An 18,261-nucleotide genomic window follows, 5' to 3' on the forward strand; every position below is an offset into this window, starting at 1 on the left:
CCCGGCCGCCGGCCGTTGTCCGGCCCCCGCGGTCGGGCGTGTCGCCCAACTCGGGACCGGTCCGCGGTCGGACCGAACTCGGTTGCCCCTCGCGATTCGGCGCCGCCACCTTCCGGCCGGGGGCCGGAGGGCGGTCCCCGGTGACCGTGGAAGGTCACCCAGGCGCACCGCTGAACGGGAGCTGGCCCAGGGCACCCTGGGCACGGCTGACCACGATACCCGCGCCCGGAGGACCGGTCAAAGCCGGGTCCCTCACACGCACGGCCGGAGGCCGGCCACCACCCACCGGGGGCGGGTGACACCCCGGGCAACGACGGGCGGCCCGGTCTTCTTCCCCTGCGCCGCACGCGTTCCGCGCGCCGTCGCCGGAGCGCGTCGGACGGTACCCCCTGGGGTCGCCGGACGGGAGTAGGCCGGCGGCGGCACGGGCATCCCGATGAGAGGTCACCCGGTTTCGGTCGTACCCGCGACCTAGCGTCCCGCACGTCCCACTCCCCTGCCCCGGAGGTCCCGTGCACCCCGACTCCGCCCGTGAGCTGAAGGCCCGCATCCTCGAGCAGCTGCCGGCCGCGCCCGTCGTCGCCGCCGACGCCGGTACCGACGCGCCCTGGCCCTGGGTGGCGGTGGGCCTGACCCCGGCCGGCGCGGCCGGTGCGCGGGTGGCCGTGCGGCTCCAGCGGGACGGCGACCGGGCGCTGCTCCCCGACCTGGGACGGGCGGCCGAGCAGGAGCTCGACGTCCGGGTCATCGGCCGGGTCCGGGCCCTGCGCTCCCCCACCCCGGACGAGCTCCAGCAGCGGATCCGGCCGCTCAGCCCCGGCATCTCCGTCGCGCACCCCGACGTCACGGCCGGGACCCTGGGCGGCTTCGTCCGCGTCGGCGGGCGCACCGCGATGCTGTCCAACAACCACGTGCTGGCGGCCAGCGACGCCGCAGCCGTCGGCGACGCCGTCCTGCAGCCCGGCCCGGCCGACGGGGGCGGTCCGGGCGACCGGGTGGCGACGCTGGCCGCATTCGAGCGCTTCCGCGAGGGCCTGCCCAACCTGGTGGACGCCGCCGTCGCGCTCCTGGACGCCGGTGTCGGCGCCGAGCCCGGGAACGTGCCGGGCGGCCCGCTGGGCGGCCTGGTCCCCGACGCCCTCGACATCGACCCGGACGACACCGTGGAGAAGATCGGCCGCACGACCGGGCACACGCACGGCCTGGTCACCGCGGTCGAGGTGGACGGGGTGGCCGTCCAGTACGACGACGTGGTGCACCGCTTCGACGACCAGATCGAGATCCAGGGGACGGCGGGCGGCTTCAGCGCGGGCGGGGACAGCGGCTCGGTCATCTGGCGCAGCCGGGACCGGGCCCCCGTCGCGCTGCTCTTCGCCGGCAGCACCACCGGCGGGTACGACGGGTCGGGCGTCACCTTCGCCAACCCGCTGGCGACGGTGCTCGCCGTGCTGGGTGCGGAGTGGTTGACGGACCTCCTGCCCCCCACCACCCGCTAGCTCGCGGCAGCCCCTGCAGCGGGCCACGGGGGGCGCCTGGGTGTCCTCAGGCTGCCCGGAGGGGCACCATGGGCGCATGACCGACCGGGCCGCAGCGCGTGCCGCGAAGAGCGCGCTGACCGCGCGCCTCTCCTCCGACCCGGGCGTGGTCGGCATCGGGCTGGCCCGTCGCGACGACGGCTACGTGCTCAAGGTGAACCTGGCCGATCCGGCGGCCGCCCCGCGGGTGCCGGGCGACGTCGACGGCGTCCGGGTGGTCACCGAGGTGATCGGCGTGGTCCGTCCCTTGTAGCGGGCCGCTAGCGTGCCCCTCAGGGCGCCGCGACGCGCGCCCGGAACCGAAGGAGGGCAACGTGCGCATCGGCACCCAGGCCAGTTACAGCGGTGGGTTCACCCAGACCGCGGCGGAGCTCCGCGACCTCGAGTCCGCCGGGCTCGACGTCGCGGCGGTCGCCGAGGTCTACACGTTCGACGCGGTCAGCCAGCTGGGCTACCTGGCGGCGGTGACCGAGCGGGTCGAGCTGCTCTCCGCCATCTTCCCCATCTACAGCCGCACGCCGGCCCTGACCGCCATGACGGCCGCCGGCCTGGACTTCGTCTCCGGCGGGCGGTTCACGCTCGGGCTGGGCGCGTCGGGCCCCCAGGTCATCGAGGGCTGGCACGGTGTCCCCTACGACGCCCCGCTGCAGCGCACCCGCGAGGTCGTGGAGATCTGCCGCAAGGTGTGGCGCCGCGAGCGCGTGGAGCACCACGGCAAGAAGTACGACATCCCGCTGGCGGAGGGCCAGGGCACCGGGCTGGGCAAGCCGCTGAAGCTCATCAACACCCCGGTGCGCGAGCGGATCCCCGTCATGCTCGCCGCCCTCGGCCCGAAGAACGTGGAGCTCGCGGCCGAGATCGCCGAGGCGTGGGAGCCGATCTTCTTCATGCCCGAGCGCGCGCAGTCGGTGTGGGGCGACGCCCTCGCCGCCGGCAAGGCGAAGCGGGACCCCGAGCTGGGGGACCTGCAGGTGATCACCGGCGTCCCCGTGGCCATCGGCGAGGACCTCCCCGAGGACCTGCTCGACCGTGTGCGTCCCGGCCTGGCCCTCTACATCGGCGGCATGGGCGCCCGCGGCAAGAACTTCTACAACGACCTCGCGGTGCGCTACGGCTTCGAGGCGGAGGCCAAGGAGATCCAGGACCTCTACCTCGACGGCAAGAAGGACGAGGCGGCGGCCAAGGTGCCCGACGAGCTGGTGCGCGCGACGTCGCTCATCGGCCCCGAGTCCCACGTCCGCGAGCGCATCGCCGCCTTCCGCGAGGCCGGCGTCACCACGCTGATGATCCAGCCGCTCGACGGCAGCCCCGAGGGCCGCCTGAGGACCGTCGAGACCATGAAGAAGCTGACCAACTGACCGTCGGGACTTCCGCGCCGGAAGTCCCGAGGCACACGAAAGGGCCCCCAGGTCTCTCGACCTGGGGGCCCTTTCGTCACTGCCTGGTCGGCATCACTGCCGCCAGTCGTACTCCTCGAGACGCACGGCCTCGCCGGTGCCCTGACCGAAGACGTCGGGGCTGTAGTACTGCCCGTCGTCGTAGCCCGCCATCGTGTAGACGGCGGCCCGCGCCTCCTCGGTCGGCTCGACCGTGATGTTCCGGTAGCGGCTGATGCCCGTACCCGCCGGGATCAGCTTTCCGATGATCACGTTCTCCTTGAGGCCGAGCAGGCTGTCGCTCTTGCCCTGGATCGCGGCGTCGGTGAGGACCTTGGTCGTCTCCTGGAAGGAGGCGGCCGACAGCCACGACTCGGTCGCGAGCGAGGCCTTCGTGATGCCCATGAGCACCGGACGGGCCGAGGCCGGCTCGCCGCCCTCGGCGACGACACGGCGGTTCTCGGTCTCGAACAGCGTCCGCTCGACCAGCGCACCCGGCAGGAACTCCGTGGCGCCCGAGTCGATGATGGTCACCCGCTTCAGCATCTGGCGGATGATCACCTCGATGTGCTTGTCGTGGATCGACACACCCTGCGACCGGTAGACCTCCTGGACCTCGCGGACCAGGTGCAGCTGCACCTCGCGCGGGCCCATGATCCGCAGCACCTCGTGCGGGTCCACCGCACCCTCGGTGAGCTGCTCGCCCACCTCGACGTGCGCGCCGTCCTCGACCCGCAGCCGCGAGCGACGCGACAGCTTCTCGTAGACGACCTCGTCGGAGCCGTCGTCCGGGGTGATGGTCAGCTTGCGGAACTGCTCGCTGTCCTCGATCCGGACGGTGCCCGCGAGCTCCGCGATCGGCGCCTTGCCCTTGGGGACACGGGCCTCGAAGAGCTCGACCACACGCGGCAGACCGTGCGTGATGTCCGCACCGGCCACACCACCGGTGTGGAAGGTGCGCATCGTCAGCTGGGTGCCGGGCTCGCCGATGGACTGCGCGGCGATGATGCCGACGGCCTCACCGACGTCGACCAGCTTGCCGGAGGCCAGCGAGCGGCCGTAGCAGGTGGCGCAGGTGCCCAGCAGCGACTCGCAGGTGAGCACGCAGCGCACCTTGACCTCCGCCACACCGGCGTCGATCAGCGTCTGGATCAGGACGTCGCCCAGGTCGGCGTTCGCCGGGGCGATGACCGTCCCGTCCTCGGCCACCACGTCGGCGGCCAGGGCACGGGCGTAGACGCTGGTCTCGACGTGCGCATCGCGAGTCACGGTCGCGCCGGCTCCGTCACCAGTGATCGTGCCGATCGGCATGACGACGCCGCGCTCGGTGCCGCAGTCCTCCTCGCGGATGATGACGTCCTGCGAGACGTCCACCAGACGCCGGGTGAGGTACCCGGAGTCGGCGGTACGCAGGGCGGTGTCCGCGAGACCCTTGCGGGCACCGTGCGTGGAGATGAAGTACTCCAGCACGGACAGACCCTCCCGGAAGTTGGCCTTGATCGGCCGCGGGATGATCTCGCCCTTCGGGTTGGCGACCAGACCACGCATACCGGCGATCTGGCTGATCTGCATCATGTTGCCTCGGGCGCCCGAGTTGACCATGACCCAGACCGGGTTGGTGGTCGGGAAGTTGTCCACCATCGCCTGGGAGACCTCGGCCCGCGCGCGGGTCCAGATCTCGATCAGCTCGCCACGACGCTCGGAGTCGGTGATGACACCGCGCTCGTACTGCTTCTCGATCTTGGCGGCCTCGGCCTCGTGCCGGTCCATGATCTCGCGCTTGGCCGGCGGGGTGACGACGTCGTCGATGGCGATCGTGACGCCCGAGCGGGTCGCCCAGCGGAAGCCGGCGGACTTGAGGGCGTCCAGCGTCGCCGCGACCTGCACCTTGGGGTAGCGCTCGGCGAGGTCGTTGACGATCGCCCCGAGCTCCTTCTTCGGCACCTGGTAGTTGACGAAGCGGTAGTCCTCGGGCAGGGCCTCGTTGAACAGCACGCGGCCCAGCGAGGTCTCGACGAGCGCGGGCTGACCGGGGGTCCAGTCCTCCGGCTGCGTCCAGGCCTCGTTGACCTTGCCGTTGTCGACGCCGAACACCTCGTCGAGGCGGATGAGCGCGCGCTCCTGCAGGCCCAGGGCCCCCATGTCGTAGGCCATGACGGCCTCCGACGCGGAGGAGAAGGACGCCGGCGTTCCACCGTCGGCCTCGTGCCGCGAGGGCACCAGGGTCGTCAGGTGGTACAGGCCCAGCACCATGTCCTGGGTCGGCGCGGTGATCGGACGACCGTCGGCCGGGCTCAGGATGTTGTTCGAGCTCAGCATCAGGATCCGGGCCTCGGCCTGCGCCTCGGCCGACAGCGGCAGGTGCACCGCCATCTGGTCACCGTCGAAGTCCGCGTTGAACGCGGTGCAGACGAGCGGGTGGATCTGGATGGCCTTGCCCTCGACCAGCTGGGGCTCGAAGGCCTGGATGCCCAGACGGTGCAGGGTCGGCGCACGGTTCAGGAGAACCGGGTGCTCGGTGATGACCTCTTCCAGCACGTCCCACACGACCGGGCGCGCACGCTCGACCATCCGCTTGGCGGACTTGATGTTCTGCGCGTGGTTGAGGTCGACGAGCCGCTTCATGACGAAGGGCTTGAAGAGCTCCAGCGCCATCTGCTTGGGCAGACCGCACTGGTGCAGCTTCAGCTGCGGGCCGACGACGATGACCGAACGGCCGGAGTAGTCGACGCGCTTGCCGAGCAGGTTCTGGCGGAACCGGCCCTGCTTGCCCTTGAGCAGGTCGCTCAGGGACTTCAGGGGACGGTTGCCCGGACCGGTGACCGGACGGCCGCGACGGCCGTTGTCGAACAGCGCGTCCACGGACTCCTGGAGCATCCGCTTCTCGTTGTTCACGATGATCTCGGGGGCGCCGAGGTCCAGCAGACGCTTCAGCCGGTTGTTCCGGTTGATCACGCGGCGGTACAGGTCGTTCATGTCGCTGGTCGCGAAGCGGCCACCGTCGAGCTGCACCATCGGGCGCAGGTCCGGCGGGATGACCGGAACGCAGTCCAGCACCATGCCCATGGGCGAGTTACGGGTCTGCTGGAAGGCAGCCACGACCTTCAGCCGCTTGAGGGCCCGCAGCTTGCGCTGGCCCTTGCCGCTGCGGATGGTCTCGCGCAGCGAGGCGGCCTCGGCGTCGAGGTCGAAGCCGGAGAGCAGCTTCTGCAGCGCCGCGGCGCCCATGCCGCCCTCGAAGTACTCACCGAAGCGGTCGCGCAGCTCGCGGTAGAGGCCCTCGTCGGCGATGAGCTGCTTGACCTCGAGCTTGCGGAAGGTGTCCATCACCTCGTCGAGGCGGTCGATCTCCCGCTGGGAGCGGTCGCGCAGCTGGCGCATCTCGCGCTCGCCGCCCTCGCGCACCTTGCGGCGGACGTCGGACTTGGCGCCCTCCGCCTCGAGCTCGGCCAGGTCGGCCTCGAGCTTCTGCTGACGGGCCTCGACGGTGGCGTCGCGCTGGCCTTCGAGGTTGGACTTCTCGGCGCTGATCTCCGCCTCGATGGTCGGGAGGTCGCGGTGACGCGCCTCGTCGTCCACCGTGGTGATCATGTAGGCCGCGAAGTAGATGATCTTCTCGAGGTCCTTGGGCGCCAGGTCGAGCAGGTAGCCCAGGCGCGAGGGAACGCCCTTGAAGAACCAGATGTGGGTGACCGGCGCGGCCAGCTCGATGTGGCCCATCCGCTCACGACGCACCTTGGCGCGGGTGACCTCCACGCCGCAGCGCTCGCAGATGATGCCCTTGAAGCGGACGCGCTTGTACTTCCCGCAGTAGCACTCCCAGTCCCGGGTGGGACCGAAGATCTTCTCGCAGAAGAGACCGTCCTTCTCCGGGCGGAGGGTGCGGTAGTTGATGGTCTCGGGCTTCTTCACCTCACCGTGGCTCCACTGGCGGATGTCATCGCCGGTGGCCAGCCCGATGCGCAGTTCGTCGAAGAAGTTGACGTCGAGCAAGGTGGTGACCCCTTTCAGGGGCTAGTGCTTCGCTTCTATGGCTGTGGTGGAGCGGTCGGCCGGCCCCGGTTGCTCAGGGCCGGCCGACCACCGATCACACGTCTTCGACGGACGACGGCTCGCGGCGGGAGAGGTCGATGCCCAGCTCCTCCGCGGCCCGGAAGACCTCGTCGTCGGTGTCGCGCAGCTCGATCGCGTTGCCGTCGCTGGAGAGGACCTCCACGTTCAGGCAGAGCGACTGGAGCTCCTTGAGCAACACCTTGAACGACTCGGGGATGCCCGGCTCGGGGATGTTCTCGCCCTTGACGATCGCCTCGTACACCTTGACGCGGCCGAGGATGTCGTCGGACTTGATGGTGAGCAGCTCCTGCAGCGCGTAGGCCGCGCCGTAGGCCTGCATCGCCCAGCACTCCATCTCACCGAAGCGCTGACCACCGAACTGCGCCTTACCACCCAGCGGCTGCTGCGTGATCATCGAGTACGGGCCGGTGGACCGGGCGTGGATCTTGTCGTCCACCAGGTGCAGCAGCTTCAGGATGTAGACGTAGCCCACGGCGATCGGCTCGGGGAAGGGCTCCCCCGACCGGCCGTCGAACAGGCGGGCCTTGCCGGTCTCCTTGACCATCCGGTTGCCGTCGCGGTTCGGGGTCGTCGAGCCGAGGAGGCCGATGAGCTCGTCCTCCTTGGCGCCGTCGAACACCGGCGTCGCGGTTCGGGTGCCCGGAGCGGCCGACCGGGCCGCCTCGGGCAGGCTGGCCGCCCAGTCCGGGGTGCCCTCGACGTCCCAGCCCTGCTTGGCGATCCACCCGAGGTGCATCTCCAGGACCTGGCCGACGTTCATGCGGCCGGGGACACCGAGCGGGTTGAGGACGATGTCGACCGGGGTGCCGTCCTCGAGGAACGGCATGTCCTCCTGCGGCAGGATCTTCGAGATGACGCCCTTGTTGCCGTGGCGTCCGGCGAGCTTGTCGCCGTCGGAGATCTTGCGCATCTGGGCGACGTAGACCCGGATCAGCTCGTTGACGCCGGCGGGCAGCTCGTCGCCGTCCTCGCGGGAGAACACGCGGACGCCGATGACCTTGCCGGACTCACCGTGCTTGACCTTCAGCGACGTGTCGCGCACCTCGCGCGCCTTCTCGCCGAAGATCGCGCGGAGGAGCCGCTCCTCGGGGGTCAGCTCGGTCTCGCCCTTGGGCGTCACCTTGCCGACGAGGATGTCGCCGGGGACGACCTCGGCACCGATGCGGATGATGCCGCGCTCGTCGAGGTCCGCGAGGACCTCCTCGGAGACGTTCGGGATGTCCCGGGTGATCTCCTCGGCACCGAGCTTGGTGTCGCGGGCGTCGACCTCGAACTCCTCGATGTGGATCGAGGACAGGACGTCGTCCTGCACGAGGCGCTGCGACAGGATGATCGCGTCCTCGTAGTTGTGGCCCTCCCACGGCATGAAGGCGACGAGCAGGTTCTTGCCCAGCGCCATCTCGCCCTGGTCGGTGCACGGCCCGTCGGCGATGACCTGGCCGACCTCGACCCGCTGGCCCTCGTCCACGACGGGGTTCTGGTTGATCGAGGTGCCCTGGTTCGAACGCTGGAACTTCAGCAGACGGTAGGTCTGCCGGGTTCCGTCGTCGGCCATGACGGTGACGTAGTCGGCGGTCGAGTCCTCGACCACACCGGCCTTCTCCGCGACGACCACGTCGCCGGCGTCGACGGCGGCGCGCAGCTCCATGCCGGTGCCGACGAGCGGGGCCTCGCTGCGCAGCAGCGGCACCGCCTGACGCTGCATGTTCGCGCCCATGAGCGCGCGGTTGGCGTCGTCGTGCTCGAGGAACGGGATCATCGCCGTCGCGACCGAGGTCATCTGCCGCGGCGAGACGTCCATGTAGTCCACGTTCTCGGGGGCGAGGTAGTCGACCTCACCGCCCTTGGTGCGGACCAGGACTCGCTCCTCGGCGAGGCGGCCCTGCGCGTCGAGCGGGCTGTTGGCCTGGGCGACGACGAAGCGGTCCTCCTCGTCGGCGGTCAGGTAGTCGATCTGCGTCGTGACCTGACCGTTCTCGACCTTGCGGTACGGCGTCTCGATGAAGCCGAACGCGTTGACCCGGCCGAACGAGGACAACGAGCCGATCAGGCCGATGTTCGGGCCTTCCGGGGTCTCGATCGGGCACATCCGGCCGTAGTGGCTCGGGTGCACGTCGCGAACCTCCATGCCGGCGCGCTCACGGGACAGACCACCCGGGCCCAGCGCCGACAGGCGGCGCTTGTGGGTCAGGCCCGCGAGCGGGTTGGTCTGGTCCATGAACTGCGACAGCTGGCTGGTGCCGAAGAACTCCTTGATGGAGGCGACGACCGGCCGGATGTTGATCAGGGTCTGCGGCGTGATCGCCTCGACGTCCTGGGTCGTCATCCGCTCGCGGACCACGCGCTCCATGCGGGAGAGGCCGACCCGGATCTGGTTCTGGATCAGCTCGCCCACGGTGCGCAGGCGACGGTTGCCGAAGTGGTCGATGTCGTCGGTGCCGTGCTCCGGGTCGCCGGCGTGGAGACGCACGACGTACTCGATGGTGGCGACGATGTCGTCCTCGGTCAGCGTGCTGGTGCCCTTGGGCACCTCGACGCCCAGCTTCTTGTTGACCTTGTACCGGCCGACCTTCGCCAGGTCGTAGCGCTTCGGGTTGAAGAACAGGTTCTCCAGCAGCGCCTGCGCGGACTCACGCGTCGGCGGCTCGCCCGGGCGCAGCTTGCGGTAGATGTCGAGCAGCGCCTCGTCGGTGCCGGCGATGTGGTCCTTCTCGAGGGTGGCCAGCACCGTGGGCGACCACTGGAAGTGCTCGCGGATGCGGTCCTCGGTCCAGCCCAGCGCCTTGAGCAGCACGGTGACCGGCTGGCGGCGCTTGCGGTCGATCCGGACGCCGACGGTGTCGCGCTTGTCGACGTCGAACTCCAGCCACGCACCGCGGCTGGGGATGACCTTGGCGCTGAAGACGTCCTTGTCCGACGTCTTGTCCAGCGACTTGTCGAAGTAGACGCCGGGGCTGCGCACGAGCTGGGAGACGACGACGCGCTCGGTCCCGTTGATGACGAACGTGCCCTTGCTCGTCATGATCGGGAAGTCGCCCATGAACACCGTCTGGCTCTTGATCTCGCCGGTGGTGTTGTTCATGAACTCGGCGGTGACGAACAGCGGCGCCGCGTAGGTCATGTCCTTGTCCTTGCACTCCTCGAGGGACGCCTTGACGTCCTCGAAGCGCGGGTTGGAGAAGGACAGGGACATCGAGCCGCTGAAGTCCTCGATCGGCGAGATCTCCTCGAGGATCTCGGCCAGACCGCCCACTGCGGACTCCTGCTCCTCCGGGGCGAGCGTGGCGCGCCACTCGGGGGAGCCGATCAGCCAGTCGAACGACGCCGTCTGCAGGGCCAGCAGGTCGGGGACCGCGAGCGGCTCGGAGATCTTGGCGAACGAGACGCGCAGCGGCGCGCCGGGGATCTTCGCCTGGTCGGCCTCGCCGGTGCGGGGGCCGTCCTGCGGCGTCGGGGTGGTGCGGGTGGTGCCGGACTCGGTGGTGCTGGGGTTGATGCTGGTGGGGCGAGAGCCTGCCAAGATGCGTCCTTCCAAGGACCTCACGACGTGCGGGCGGTGGGTGCTGGTCGTCCTGGGTCGTCGTCGGTAATGGCGAGGCTGTCCGCGACGGCCGCGATCGCCCGGATCGACGGTCAGCGTGGGGCGACCCGGTAGGTTCCCGGGCACCCGTCGTGACCCGTCTCAGCGGGCAGGCAGTCGGAGGGCAGCGCAACAGGAGACCCTACCCCTGCTGTTGCGCGATGTCCACGTCAGGGGTACCGGTGCGACCGGCGCCACAACCGGGCGGGACACGGTCCGCGCGCCGGGGCGGTGCAGCCATGATGCCAGCCGACCGGCGGCTGTCCGACCGCCACGCCGAGGGCTCAGCTCGTGGTGAGCACCGTGAGCTCGCTGATCTTCCAATCGCCGTCGACGTCGACCAGCGTCGCCCGGACCGTCTGCACGCAGGACTGGGCCCCCTCGGGCGTCACCTGGCACTCCGAACCCTCGGGGGCCGGCTGGGTGCCGCTGTTGACCGACTTCAGCACGTACTGGCCGAAGACGACCACCGTCGCGGACTCCTGGGACTCGTCGACCTGCTGCACGCCGACGTCGAGCACCTCGTACCGGGTCGTCGCCGACACCTGCTCGTAGGAGCTGATGATGCCGCCGTCGGTGAGGTCCTGCTCGTACTGGTCGCGCAGGTCGCCGGTGAGCGCGTCGAGCTTGCCCTGCACGCTGCCCTCGGAGTCCTCGTAGTCGTACGCGTAGACCGCCTGGATGCCGCTGCGGGCCGCGGTGAGGATCTCCGGGTCGACGTGCGTGGGGTTCAGCCTCTGCCAGAGCAGCACACCACCACCGGCGGCCGCCGCCACGCAGAGCAGCGCCAGGACGAGCAGGGCGGCCGGCAACCGGCGCCGGGCAGTGCCGGCGGCGGCATCCGCGCCGGCGGACGACGGGGTGCGCCGCGTGCGAGCCCGCGGCGCCGGGGCAGGCGCTGCGTCCTCCTGCACCGCCGCGCCGGCGGTCGCCGGGAGCTCCGCTGCCGCGGAACGGGTCGGCTCCACGGCGTCCTCGCGGTCGCGGCGGCTGCCGGCGACACGGGCCCGGGGAGCAGGGCTGGGGCGCGGGGCCGCGGGGCGGGCGCGCGGCGTGGGCCGCGGGCGCTCGCCGGGGAGGCGGTCGTCACTCATCGCCCGCGGACCCCGTTCCCGTGATCCCGGACAGGAGCCACCGGTCGCCGGACTTCTCCAGGTTCACCTCGAGGCGGTACCGCGAGACCTGCACCTGCTCGCTCGCCGCGCTCTCCTGCGTCGCCTGGATCACCAGGAGGACCGTCGCGTCCTCGGTGTCGGCACGGGTGACGCCCGCACCGATGATCTCGGTGTTGACGACGGCCTCCAGCTCGGCGATCTCCTCCCGCCGGTCCTCGAGCTCGGACACCGAGTCGTCGCGCAGGTCGCCGGTCGCGACCCGGCGGATCTGCTCGATGTCGTCGTCCAGGGTCAGGTAGTCGAAGGACGTCAGATCCACGACGCCGGAGCGCGCCGCCTGCAGCGCGGCCCCGTACTCGCCGGTGCGGACGGAGGAGTCCCCGGGGCGGGTGAACCAGAGGAAGGCCACCCCGGCGAGGAGCAGGACCAGGAGAACCGCGAGTGCGGGCAGCAGCGGGATGGACAGCCGGGCGCGCCGTCCGGTCAGCGGCGGCTCGCCGTCGCCCGGTACCACGGCCTCGACCGTCTCCTGCTCGTCGGCGGCCGCACGCACGGCGGGGTGGTCGGCCGGCACGACGGAGACGCCGTCGCCGGGGACAGGAGCGGTCGCTCCCCCGGCCCGCGCGCCGGTCCGCGCATCGCTGGTCACGCGGGCACTCCTCCAGGTCGGTGGGCGGTGTCGGCCGTCGGCATCCCGCTCACCCCGCGACGCTGGAGAAGGGACTGGCCGAGACCAGTCCGCCCAGCAGGTCGGTGAGCGGCGCGAGCGGACCGGGCGCAGCGGGAAGACCCCCGACTCCGCCCGGACCCTCCTGGGGGGCGCCGGCCTGGCCGCCGTCGCGGCCGATGTTCTGCTCGCCGCGGATGTTAGACCCGTTCTCGTCGTAGCCGTCCCCGGGCGCGGGGTCGACACCGTTGACGACACCGCAGCGGACGGCGTCGGTGTCGACGGACTCGACCGCCCCCTGCGTCGGGGTGGACGAGCTCGGCACGTAGCCGGTGGTGCAGGCGTGCGGGTCCCCCGCGTTCAGCACGAACCCGAAGTGCGAGCGCAGCACGCCGTCCTCGTCGCGGCGGACGACGGTGAAGCCGCCGGTCACCGCGTCCGGGTAGGTGACCAGCATCTGGCGCACGCCGTCGAGGCGCGGGATCGTGACCCCGTTGAGGACGTCGAGGTTGCGGACCAGCGAGCCGAGGCCCGGACCGGCGTCCTCCACGAGGGTCTGCAGCGACTCCCCGGCGTCGGGCGCGTTGACCAGGATCTCGCGCAGGTCGGGGTCCATGTCGACCAGGGTGTCGGTGACCAGGCGCAGGTCCGCCGCCCACGCGCGGATCGCAGACCGGCTGTCCCGCTGCGTGTCCAGCACCGTCTGGCCGTCGGTGATCAGGGCCAGGGTCTGCGGGAGGGACTCGGTGGCCCGGGCCAGGAGCAGGTTCCCGTTGTCGATGAGGCGCCCGAGGTCGTCCCCGGCGCCCTCGAACGCCCGCCCGAGCTCCTCGATCACGATCCGGAGGTTGTCCTGGTCGATCGAGCCGACGAGCTCGTCGAGGTTGAGCAGCATCTGCTCCACCGGCACGGGGGTGCTGGTGCGCTCCTTGGGGATGACCGAGCCGTCCTCGAGGTAGGGCTCCCCCTCGCCGGTGGGCCGCAGGATGACGTACTGCTCCCCCACCGCGCTCCGGGTGGCGACCGCGGCCTCGGTGTCGGCGGGGATGGCCTCGGCGTCGGGGTCGATGCGGAGGACCACGCGGACGCCGTCCTCCACGACCTGCATGTCGGTGACCCGGCCGACGGCGACGCCGCGGTAGGTCACCTCGGCGTTGACGAAGATCCCACCGGACTGCTCGAAGTCGGCCGCCACCTCGTAGCTGCCGCCGAAGAGGACGCGGTCGAGGCCGACGTAGTTGAAGCCGAGGTAGGCCATCGCCACGACGGAGAGGGTGACGAAGGCCACCAGCCTGATCTTGGTCGCGCGGGCGATCACGGTCCCACCTCCGTGACGAGCGGCAGACCCGGGCGACCGGTCGCCTGGTCGGCCTGCGGCAGCTGGTCCAGGACCTGGCCGGGGAGGTCGCCGAGCCCGGGCAGCCCGCCCTGGGACGGCGCGGGCGCCGGGGTGCCGGCACCGCCACCGGCCGGCGAGGCCGCCCCGCCCTCGGTACCGCACTTCCCCTGGCTCAGCGCCTCCGTCAACGGGAGTTCGCGCAGCGCGCCGCTCTGGTCGACGACGTACCGGCAGAGCAGCTGGGTGAGGTCCAGGTCGACCGTCGCGGTCATGTTGGTGAACAGCGCCATGCCACCGGACTGCGCCTGGCGGTAGTTCAGCGCCGACAGGGAGCTGTCGGGGAACGGGTAGGTCAGCAGCAGCTCCAGCGAGTTCGCCAGGTCCGGGCCGGCCGCGGCCAGCTGGCTGAGGATCGGCTGCAGCAGCTTCAGGTCCTCGATGGTGTTGACCGCCGACGCGTCGATGATCCGCGTGCCGACGTCGCCGAGCCGGGCCAGGCCCTCGAGCATCGAGACGAGCAGCCCGCGCTGCTCGTTGATGACGTCGAGCCCCGGGCCGATGGTGTCGAGGGCCGTCTCGATGGTCGCGGTCCGCTCCGCGAGCGTCGCCGCGAGCTCGTCGACGCGGTCGAGGGCACGGTTGATCTCGGCCCGCTGCTCGTCCAGCCCCCCGATGAAGGTGTCCAGCTGGTCCAGGGTGTCCTTGATCTCGGCCTCGCGGCCCTCCAGCGCGTCACCGAGCTCGCGGTTGATCGTCTGGAGCTGGGTCAGCCCACCACCGTTGAGCACCAGCGAGAGCGCCCCGAGGAGCTCCTCGACCTCGACGTTGCGGTTGGTGCGGTCCAGCGTGATCCGCGCCCCGTCGTCCAGGCGCCCCTCCGGTTCCTCGTTCCCGGGGGCGGCCAGCTCCACGTACTTCTCGCCGAGGAGCGAGGACTGCTGGATCGCCGCCACCGCGTTGGCCGGCAGGTCGACGTCACCGTTGACCTTGATGGTGACGACCGCCGTCCAGTTCTCCTCGTCCAGCTCGATGCCGTCCACCCGGCCGACGGGCACATCGGCGACGCGCACGCCGGACTGGGGCACGAGGTCGAGGACGTCGAGGAACTCGACCTCCACCGTGTACGGGTCGTCACCGAGGTCGGCACCGCCCGGCAGGCTCACCGAGTACGCGCCACGGAAGCCGCAGCCGCCGAGCACGAGCACCCCGACCGCGAGCGCGCCGGCCCGCTGCCACCGGCCGGTCACGGGGCACCCGCCGGGAGGACCGGGGGCAGGCCCGGGAGGATGCCGCCGCCTCCGCCGCCGCCACCGCCACCGCCACCGCCGAGGAGCGCGTCGCGCAGCTCCTCGTAGTCGGGGACGCCGTTGCCGTTGAGGTCGTCGACGGTGCCGTTGGCGTCCGCGTCACCGGACAGCAGCCGCGAGCAGACGTCCTGGACGGTGTCGCGGAGCGGACCGGTGAGGTCGGGGAGCGGCAAGGGCAGCTGGAGCTCGATCCGGCCTGCCTGCGCCAGCAACCCGCACACCACCACCTCGGCGTTGAGGGAGCCGAGCCCGTTGTCCCGCGTGTCCAGCGTGCCGAAGTCGGGGTTGTAGGCGCGGGCGAGGTTGCTCAGCGCCGCCGGCGCCACGTCGAGCACCTCGGCGAGCTTGGCGCGCTGCTGCACCAGCACGAGGGTCACGTCCGCGAGCCGGTCGACGTTCGTCGTCAGCAGCGCCGTGTTGTCCCGCACGAAACCGGCCACGTCGCCCAGGGCATCGCTGAGCAGGGCCACCGCCTCCTGGAGGTCGGCGCGCTCGCCCTCGAGCAGGTCGGCGACCGCGGCCATGTTGTCGTTGAACTGGCCCACCTGCGCGTCGATCGTGGCCAGCGCACTGGTGAACGTCTGGAGGTTCTCCAGGGACCCGAACAGGTCGTCGCGGTTCTCGGCGAGCGTCTCGACCGCCTGCGAGAAGCCGGTGAGGGTGCGGTTCAGCTCGTCACCGTTGCCTTCCAGGTTGGCCGCCCCGACGTCGACGAGGTCGGACAGCGCTCCGTTCGCGTTGGCGCCGGTGGGGCCGAGGGCCGCCGACAGCTCGTCGAGCGCGCCGTACACCGCGTCGAGTTCGACCGGGATGGCGGTGCGGTCCAGCGGGATCTCCGCGCCGTCCTCCATCGCGGCGCCCCCGTCGTAGACCGGGGAGAGCTGGACGTAGCGGTCGGAGACCAGCGAGGGCGCAAGGATGATCGCGTCGGCGTCGGCGGGGACGTCGTAGTCCTCGTCGATGCTCATCTCGACGCGGACCCGGTCGCCCAGGGGCACCACGTCGTCGATCGTGCCGATGGCGATGCCCAGCACCCGGACGTCCGAGCCGGGGTACAGGCCGACCGTCTCGTCGAAGAAGGCGGTCACCCGGTACTGACCGGCCGGGCGCAGGACGGTCCACCCGACGGCGACGAGGAGCACGAACGCCGCCGTCAGGGCCACGGCGCGCTGCAGGCTGCCGCTCATCAGCGACCTCCCTCGGTCGGGGTGCAGCCGGTCAGCGGGGTGCTGGCCGCGCCGCAGACGGCCGCGCCGACGACGGTGGGGATGAGGTCGTTGACGAAGCTGTCGAACCAGCGGCCGTTGCCGAGGGTGTTGGTGAAGACGCGCACGAAGGGCGCCAGCTCCTTCACCGTCTCGGCCAGGGCGGCCCGGTTGCGGGACAGGATCTCCGTGACCCGGGAGAGCTGCTGCAGGGCCGGCGTGAGCACCTCGCGGTTGTCCTCCACGAGGCCGGAGAGCTGCCCGGCGAGCTGCTGGGTGCTCTCCAGGATCGAGTCGATGAGCTCGCGCCGCTCCTGCACCTCGGTGAGCAGCGTGTTGGAGTCGAGGATCAACTGGGTGAACTCCCCGTTGCGGTCGGCGAGGACCTGGGTGACCTGGCGGGTCGAGGAGAGCAGCTGGCGCAGTTCGGCGTCCCGCGAGGCGATGGTGTCCGAGAGGCGCGCGAGACCCTGGAGCGAGGTCTGCACCTCCTCGGGCGTCTCGGCGAAGGTGTCGGCGAGCACCTCGAAGCTGGCCGCGAGCTGCCCGGTGTCGATGTCCTGCACGGTCGTGGAGAGGTCGGCGAAGGCCTCGACGACGTCGTAGGGCGACGCCGTCCGCTCCAGCGGGATGCGGTCGTCGGGGTCCAGCTCCTGCGATCCCCGCGGCACCAGCGCCACGTACTTGGCGCCGAGCACGGTCTCGATCTTGATCGCCGCCTCCGAGCGGTCCCCGACGAAGGCGTCCTTCACCCGGAACTCCACGGTGACCGCGCCGTCCTCGAGCGCGAGGCTCTCGACGCTGCCGACCTTGACACCGGCGACGCGCACCGGGTCGTCGGCCTGCAGGCCCGCGGCCTCGGAGAACTGCGCCTTGTAGACGGTCCCGCCGCCGATCAGCGGCAGCGACTGCGCGTTGAAGGCGAGGAGTACGACGGCGAGGACGACGCCGAGGCTGACCGCCCCGACGATCACCGGGTTGCGGTCTCGGAAGTTCGTGGACCGGCGAGCCATCAGCTGCACCCCTCCGCGCCGCTCTCGAACTCGAACGTCTGGGCCACCGGCGCCCCGCCGAGCGGGGTTGCGGGCAGCGTCACGGTGCCGCCGGCCCGGCAGAGGAAGAAGTTGAACCAGCTGCCGTTGATGGCGGTCCGGGTGGTGAGGTCGAGCTTGGCCGGCACGGTCTGCAGGAAGCGCTCGACCACGTCCCCGGTGTCACCGAGGTTGCGCGACAGGTCGTCCAGCGCCTGGATGTCGGCGGTCAGCGGAGCGCGCGCGTCCTCCAGGAAGCCGCTGGTGGCCGTGGCCAGCTGGTCGATGGTGGCCAGGGAGTCGAAGATGACCTCCCGGTCGCCCGCCAGACCGGTGACGAACTCCTGGAGGCTGACCACCAGGCCCGACAGCTGCTCGTCGCGGGCGGCCAGCGTGCCCATGACGGTGGTCAGGTTGTCGATGACGCTGCCGATCACCTGGTCGCGGTCGGCCAGGCTGTTGGTGAGCGAGCCGACGTGCCCGAGCAGGCTCTCCACGGTCCCGCCCTCGCCCTGGAAGACCTGGATGATCTCGAACGAGACCCGGTTCACGTCCTCCGGCGACAGCGCCTGCAGCAGCGGCTGGAAGCCCCCGAACAGGATCGTGAGGTCGAGGGCGTTCGTCGTCTGCGCGACCGGGATCACCGCCCCGGAATCGAGCGTGTCCCCGCCGGCGCCCTCGCCCTCGGTGAGAGCGATGTACCGCTGGCCGACGAGGTTCCGGAAGCGGATGGTCGCCTCGACGCTGCTCGGGAGCGACACCGACTCGCCCACCTCCAGCTCCACCTCGGCGACCGGGCGCTCGGTCTCCTCCGCCAGCCCGATGCCCACCACCTGGCCGACCCGGACGCCGGCGATGCGCACCTCGTCGCCCTCGACCAGCCCGGCCACGTCGGTGAACTGGGCCCGGTAGGTCAGCTGCTCCCCGTAGCCGGCGTTCGTGATGGTCGTGATGAGCACGTAGGCCGCCATGATCGTGACGAGCGCGAACGCGACGAGCTTGACCAGCGGTGCGCCGAGGCCTCTCATCTGA

At 71.2% G+C, this 18,261-nt stretch carries 12 protein-coding genes; 3 read left to right on the forward strand and 9 right to left on the reverse strand.

The genetic code is table 11. The features are described 5' to 3' along the window. Positions 1-512 precede the first annotated feature (512 nt). The 3 genes from BLS70_RS16395 to BLS70_RS16405 all read left to right on the forward strand — a co-directional run bounded on the left by BLS70_RS16395 (position 513) and on the right by BLS70_RS16405 (position 2,893). The gene (locus tag BLS70_RS16395) at positions 513-1,496 is read left to right on the forward strand and encodes a chymotrypsin family serine protease (protein WP_091770165.1); all 984 of its coding nucleotides are present in this window, start codon (positions 513-515) and stop codon (positions 1,494-1,496) included. Between the two features lie 76 nt (positions 1,497-1,572). Continuing rightward, positions 1,573-1,788 carry a hypothetical protein gene (locus tag BLS70_RS16400; protein ID WP_091770167.1) on the forward strand — a complete coding sequence of 72 codons (216 nt, stop codon included), beginning with the start codon at positions 1,573-1,575 and terminating at the stop codon, positions 1,786-1,788. Between the two features lie 61 nt (positions 1,789-1,849). Further along, positions 1,850-2,893 (forward strand): LLM class F420-dependent oxidoreductase, encoded by a 1,044-nt coding sequence (locus BLS70_RS16405; RefSeq protein WP_091770169.1) that lies wholly within the window; start codon positions 1,850-1,852, stop codon positions 2,891-2,893. A gap of 93 nt (positions 2,894-2,986) precedes the next feature. On the opposite strand, the gene BLS70_RS16410 is transcribed toward BLS70_RS16405, so the two are convergent. The 9 genes from BLS70_RS16410 to BLS70_RS16450 form a co-directional block, all read right to left on the reverse strand. Then, on the reverse strand, positions 2,987-6,904 hold the full coding sequence (locus BLS70_RS16410) for a DNA-directed RNA polymerase subunit beta' (protein ID WP_091770171.1): 3,918 nt from the start codon (positions 6,902-6,904) through the stop codon (positions 2,987-2,989). 94 nt (positions 6,905-6,998) lie between these two features. After that, positions 6,999-10,505, reverse strand: a complete 3,507-nt coding sequence (gene rpoB, locus BLS70_RS16415) for a DNA-directed RNA polymerase subunit beta (protein WP_091770173.1) — start codon at positions 10,503-10,505, stop codon at positions 6,999-7,001. A 344-nt stretch (positions 10,506-10,849) separates the two neighbouring features. Continuing rightward, positions 10,850-11,659 (reverse strand): hypothetical protein, encoded by an 810-nt coding sequence (locus BLS70_RS16420; protein WP_143030434.1) that lies wholly within the window; start codon positions 11,657-11,659, stop codon positions 10,850-10,852. Beyond that, entirely contained in the window at positions 11,652-12,329 is a 678-nt protein-coding gene (locus BLS70_RS16425) for an Rv1363c family protein (RefSeq protein WP_091770177.1), read from the reverse strand. Before BLS70_RS16425 ends, BLS70_RS16420 begins: the two co-directional genes overlap by 8 nt. A 49-nt stretch (positions 12,330-12,378) precedes the next feature. Next, positions 12,379-13,665, reverse strand: a complete 1,287-nt coding sequence (locus tag BLS70_RS16430) for an MlaD family protein (protein ID WP_091770179.1) — start codon at positions 13,663-13,665, stop codon at positions 12,379-12,381. Beyond that, positions 13,662-14,933 carry an MCE family protein gene (locus BLS70_RS16435; protein ID WP_091770181.1) on the reverse strand — a complete coding sequence of 424 codons (1,272 nt, stop codon included), beginning with the start codon at positions 14,931-14,933 and terminating at the stop codon, positions 13,662-13,664. Before BLS70_RS16435 ends, BLS70_RS16430 begins: the two co-directional genes overlap by 4 nt. Continuing rightward, entirely contained in the window at positions 14,930-16,180 is a 1,251-nt protein-coding gene (locus BLS70_RS16440; RefSeq protein WP_091770183.1) for an MCE family protein, read from the reverse strand. The genes BLS70_RS16435 and BLS70_RS16440 overlap by 4 nt, the downstream gene beginning before the upstream one ends. Further along, complete coding sequence (locus BLS70_RS16445; RefSeq protein ID WP_091770372.1) at positions 16,180-17,211, reverse strand: MCE family protein; 1,032 nt, start codon at positions 17,209-17,211, stop codon at positions 16,180-16,182. Before BLS70_RS16445 ends, BLS70_RS16440 begins: the two co-directional genes overlap by 1 nt. Then, the gene (locus tag BLS70_RS16450; RefSeq protein ID WP_091770185.1) at positions 17,211-18,257 is read right to left on the reverse strand and encodes an MCE family protein; all 1,047 of its coding nucleotides are present in this window, start codon (positions 18,255-18,257) and stop codon (positions 17,211-17,213) included. The genes BLS70_RS16445 and BLS70_RS16450 overlap by 1 nt, the downstream gene beginning before the upstream one ends. Positions 18,258-18,261 lie beyond the last annotated feature (4 nt).

This window comes from Blastococcus aurantiacus (assembly GCF_900102425.1).
Classification (GTDB): Bacteria; Actinomycetota; Actinomycetes; order Mycobacteriales; family Geodermatophilaceae; genus Blastococcus; species Blastococcus aurantiacus.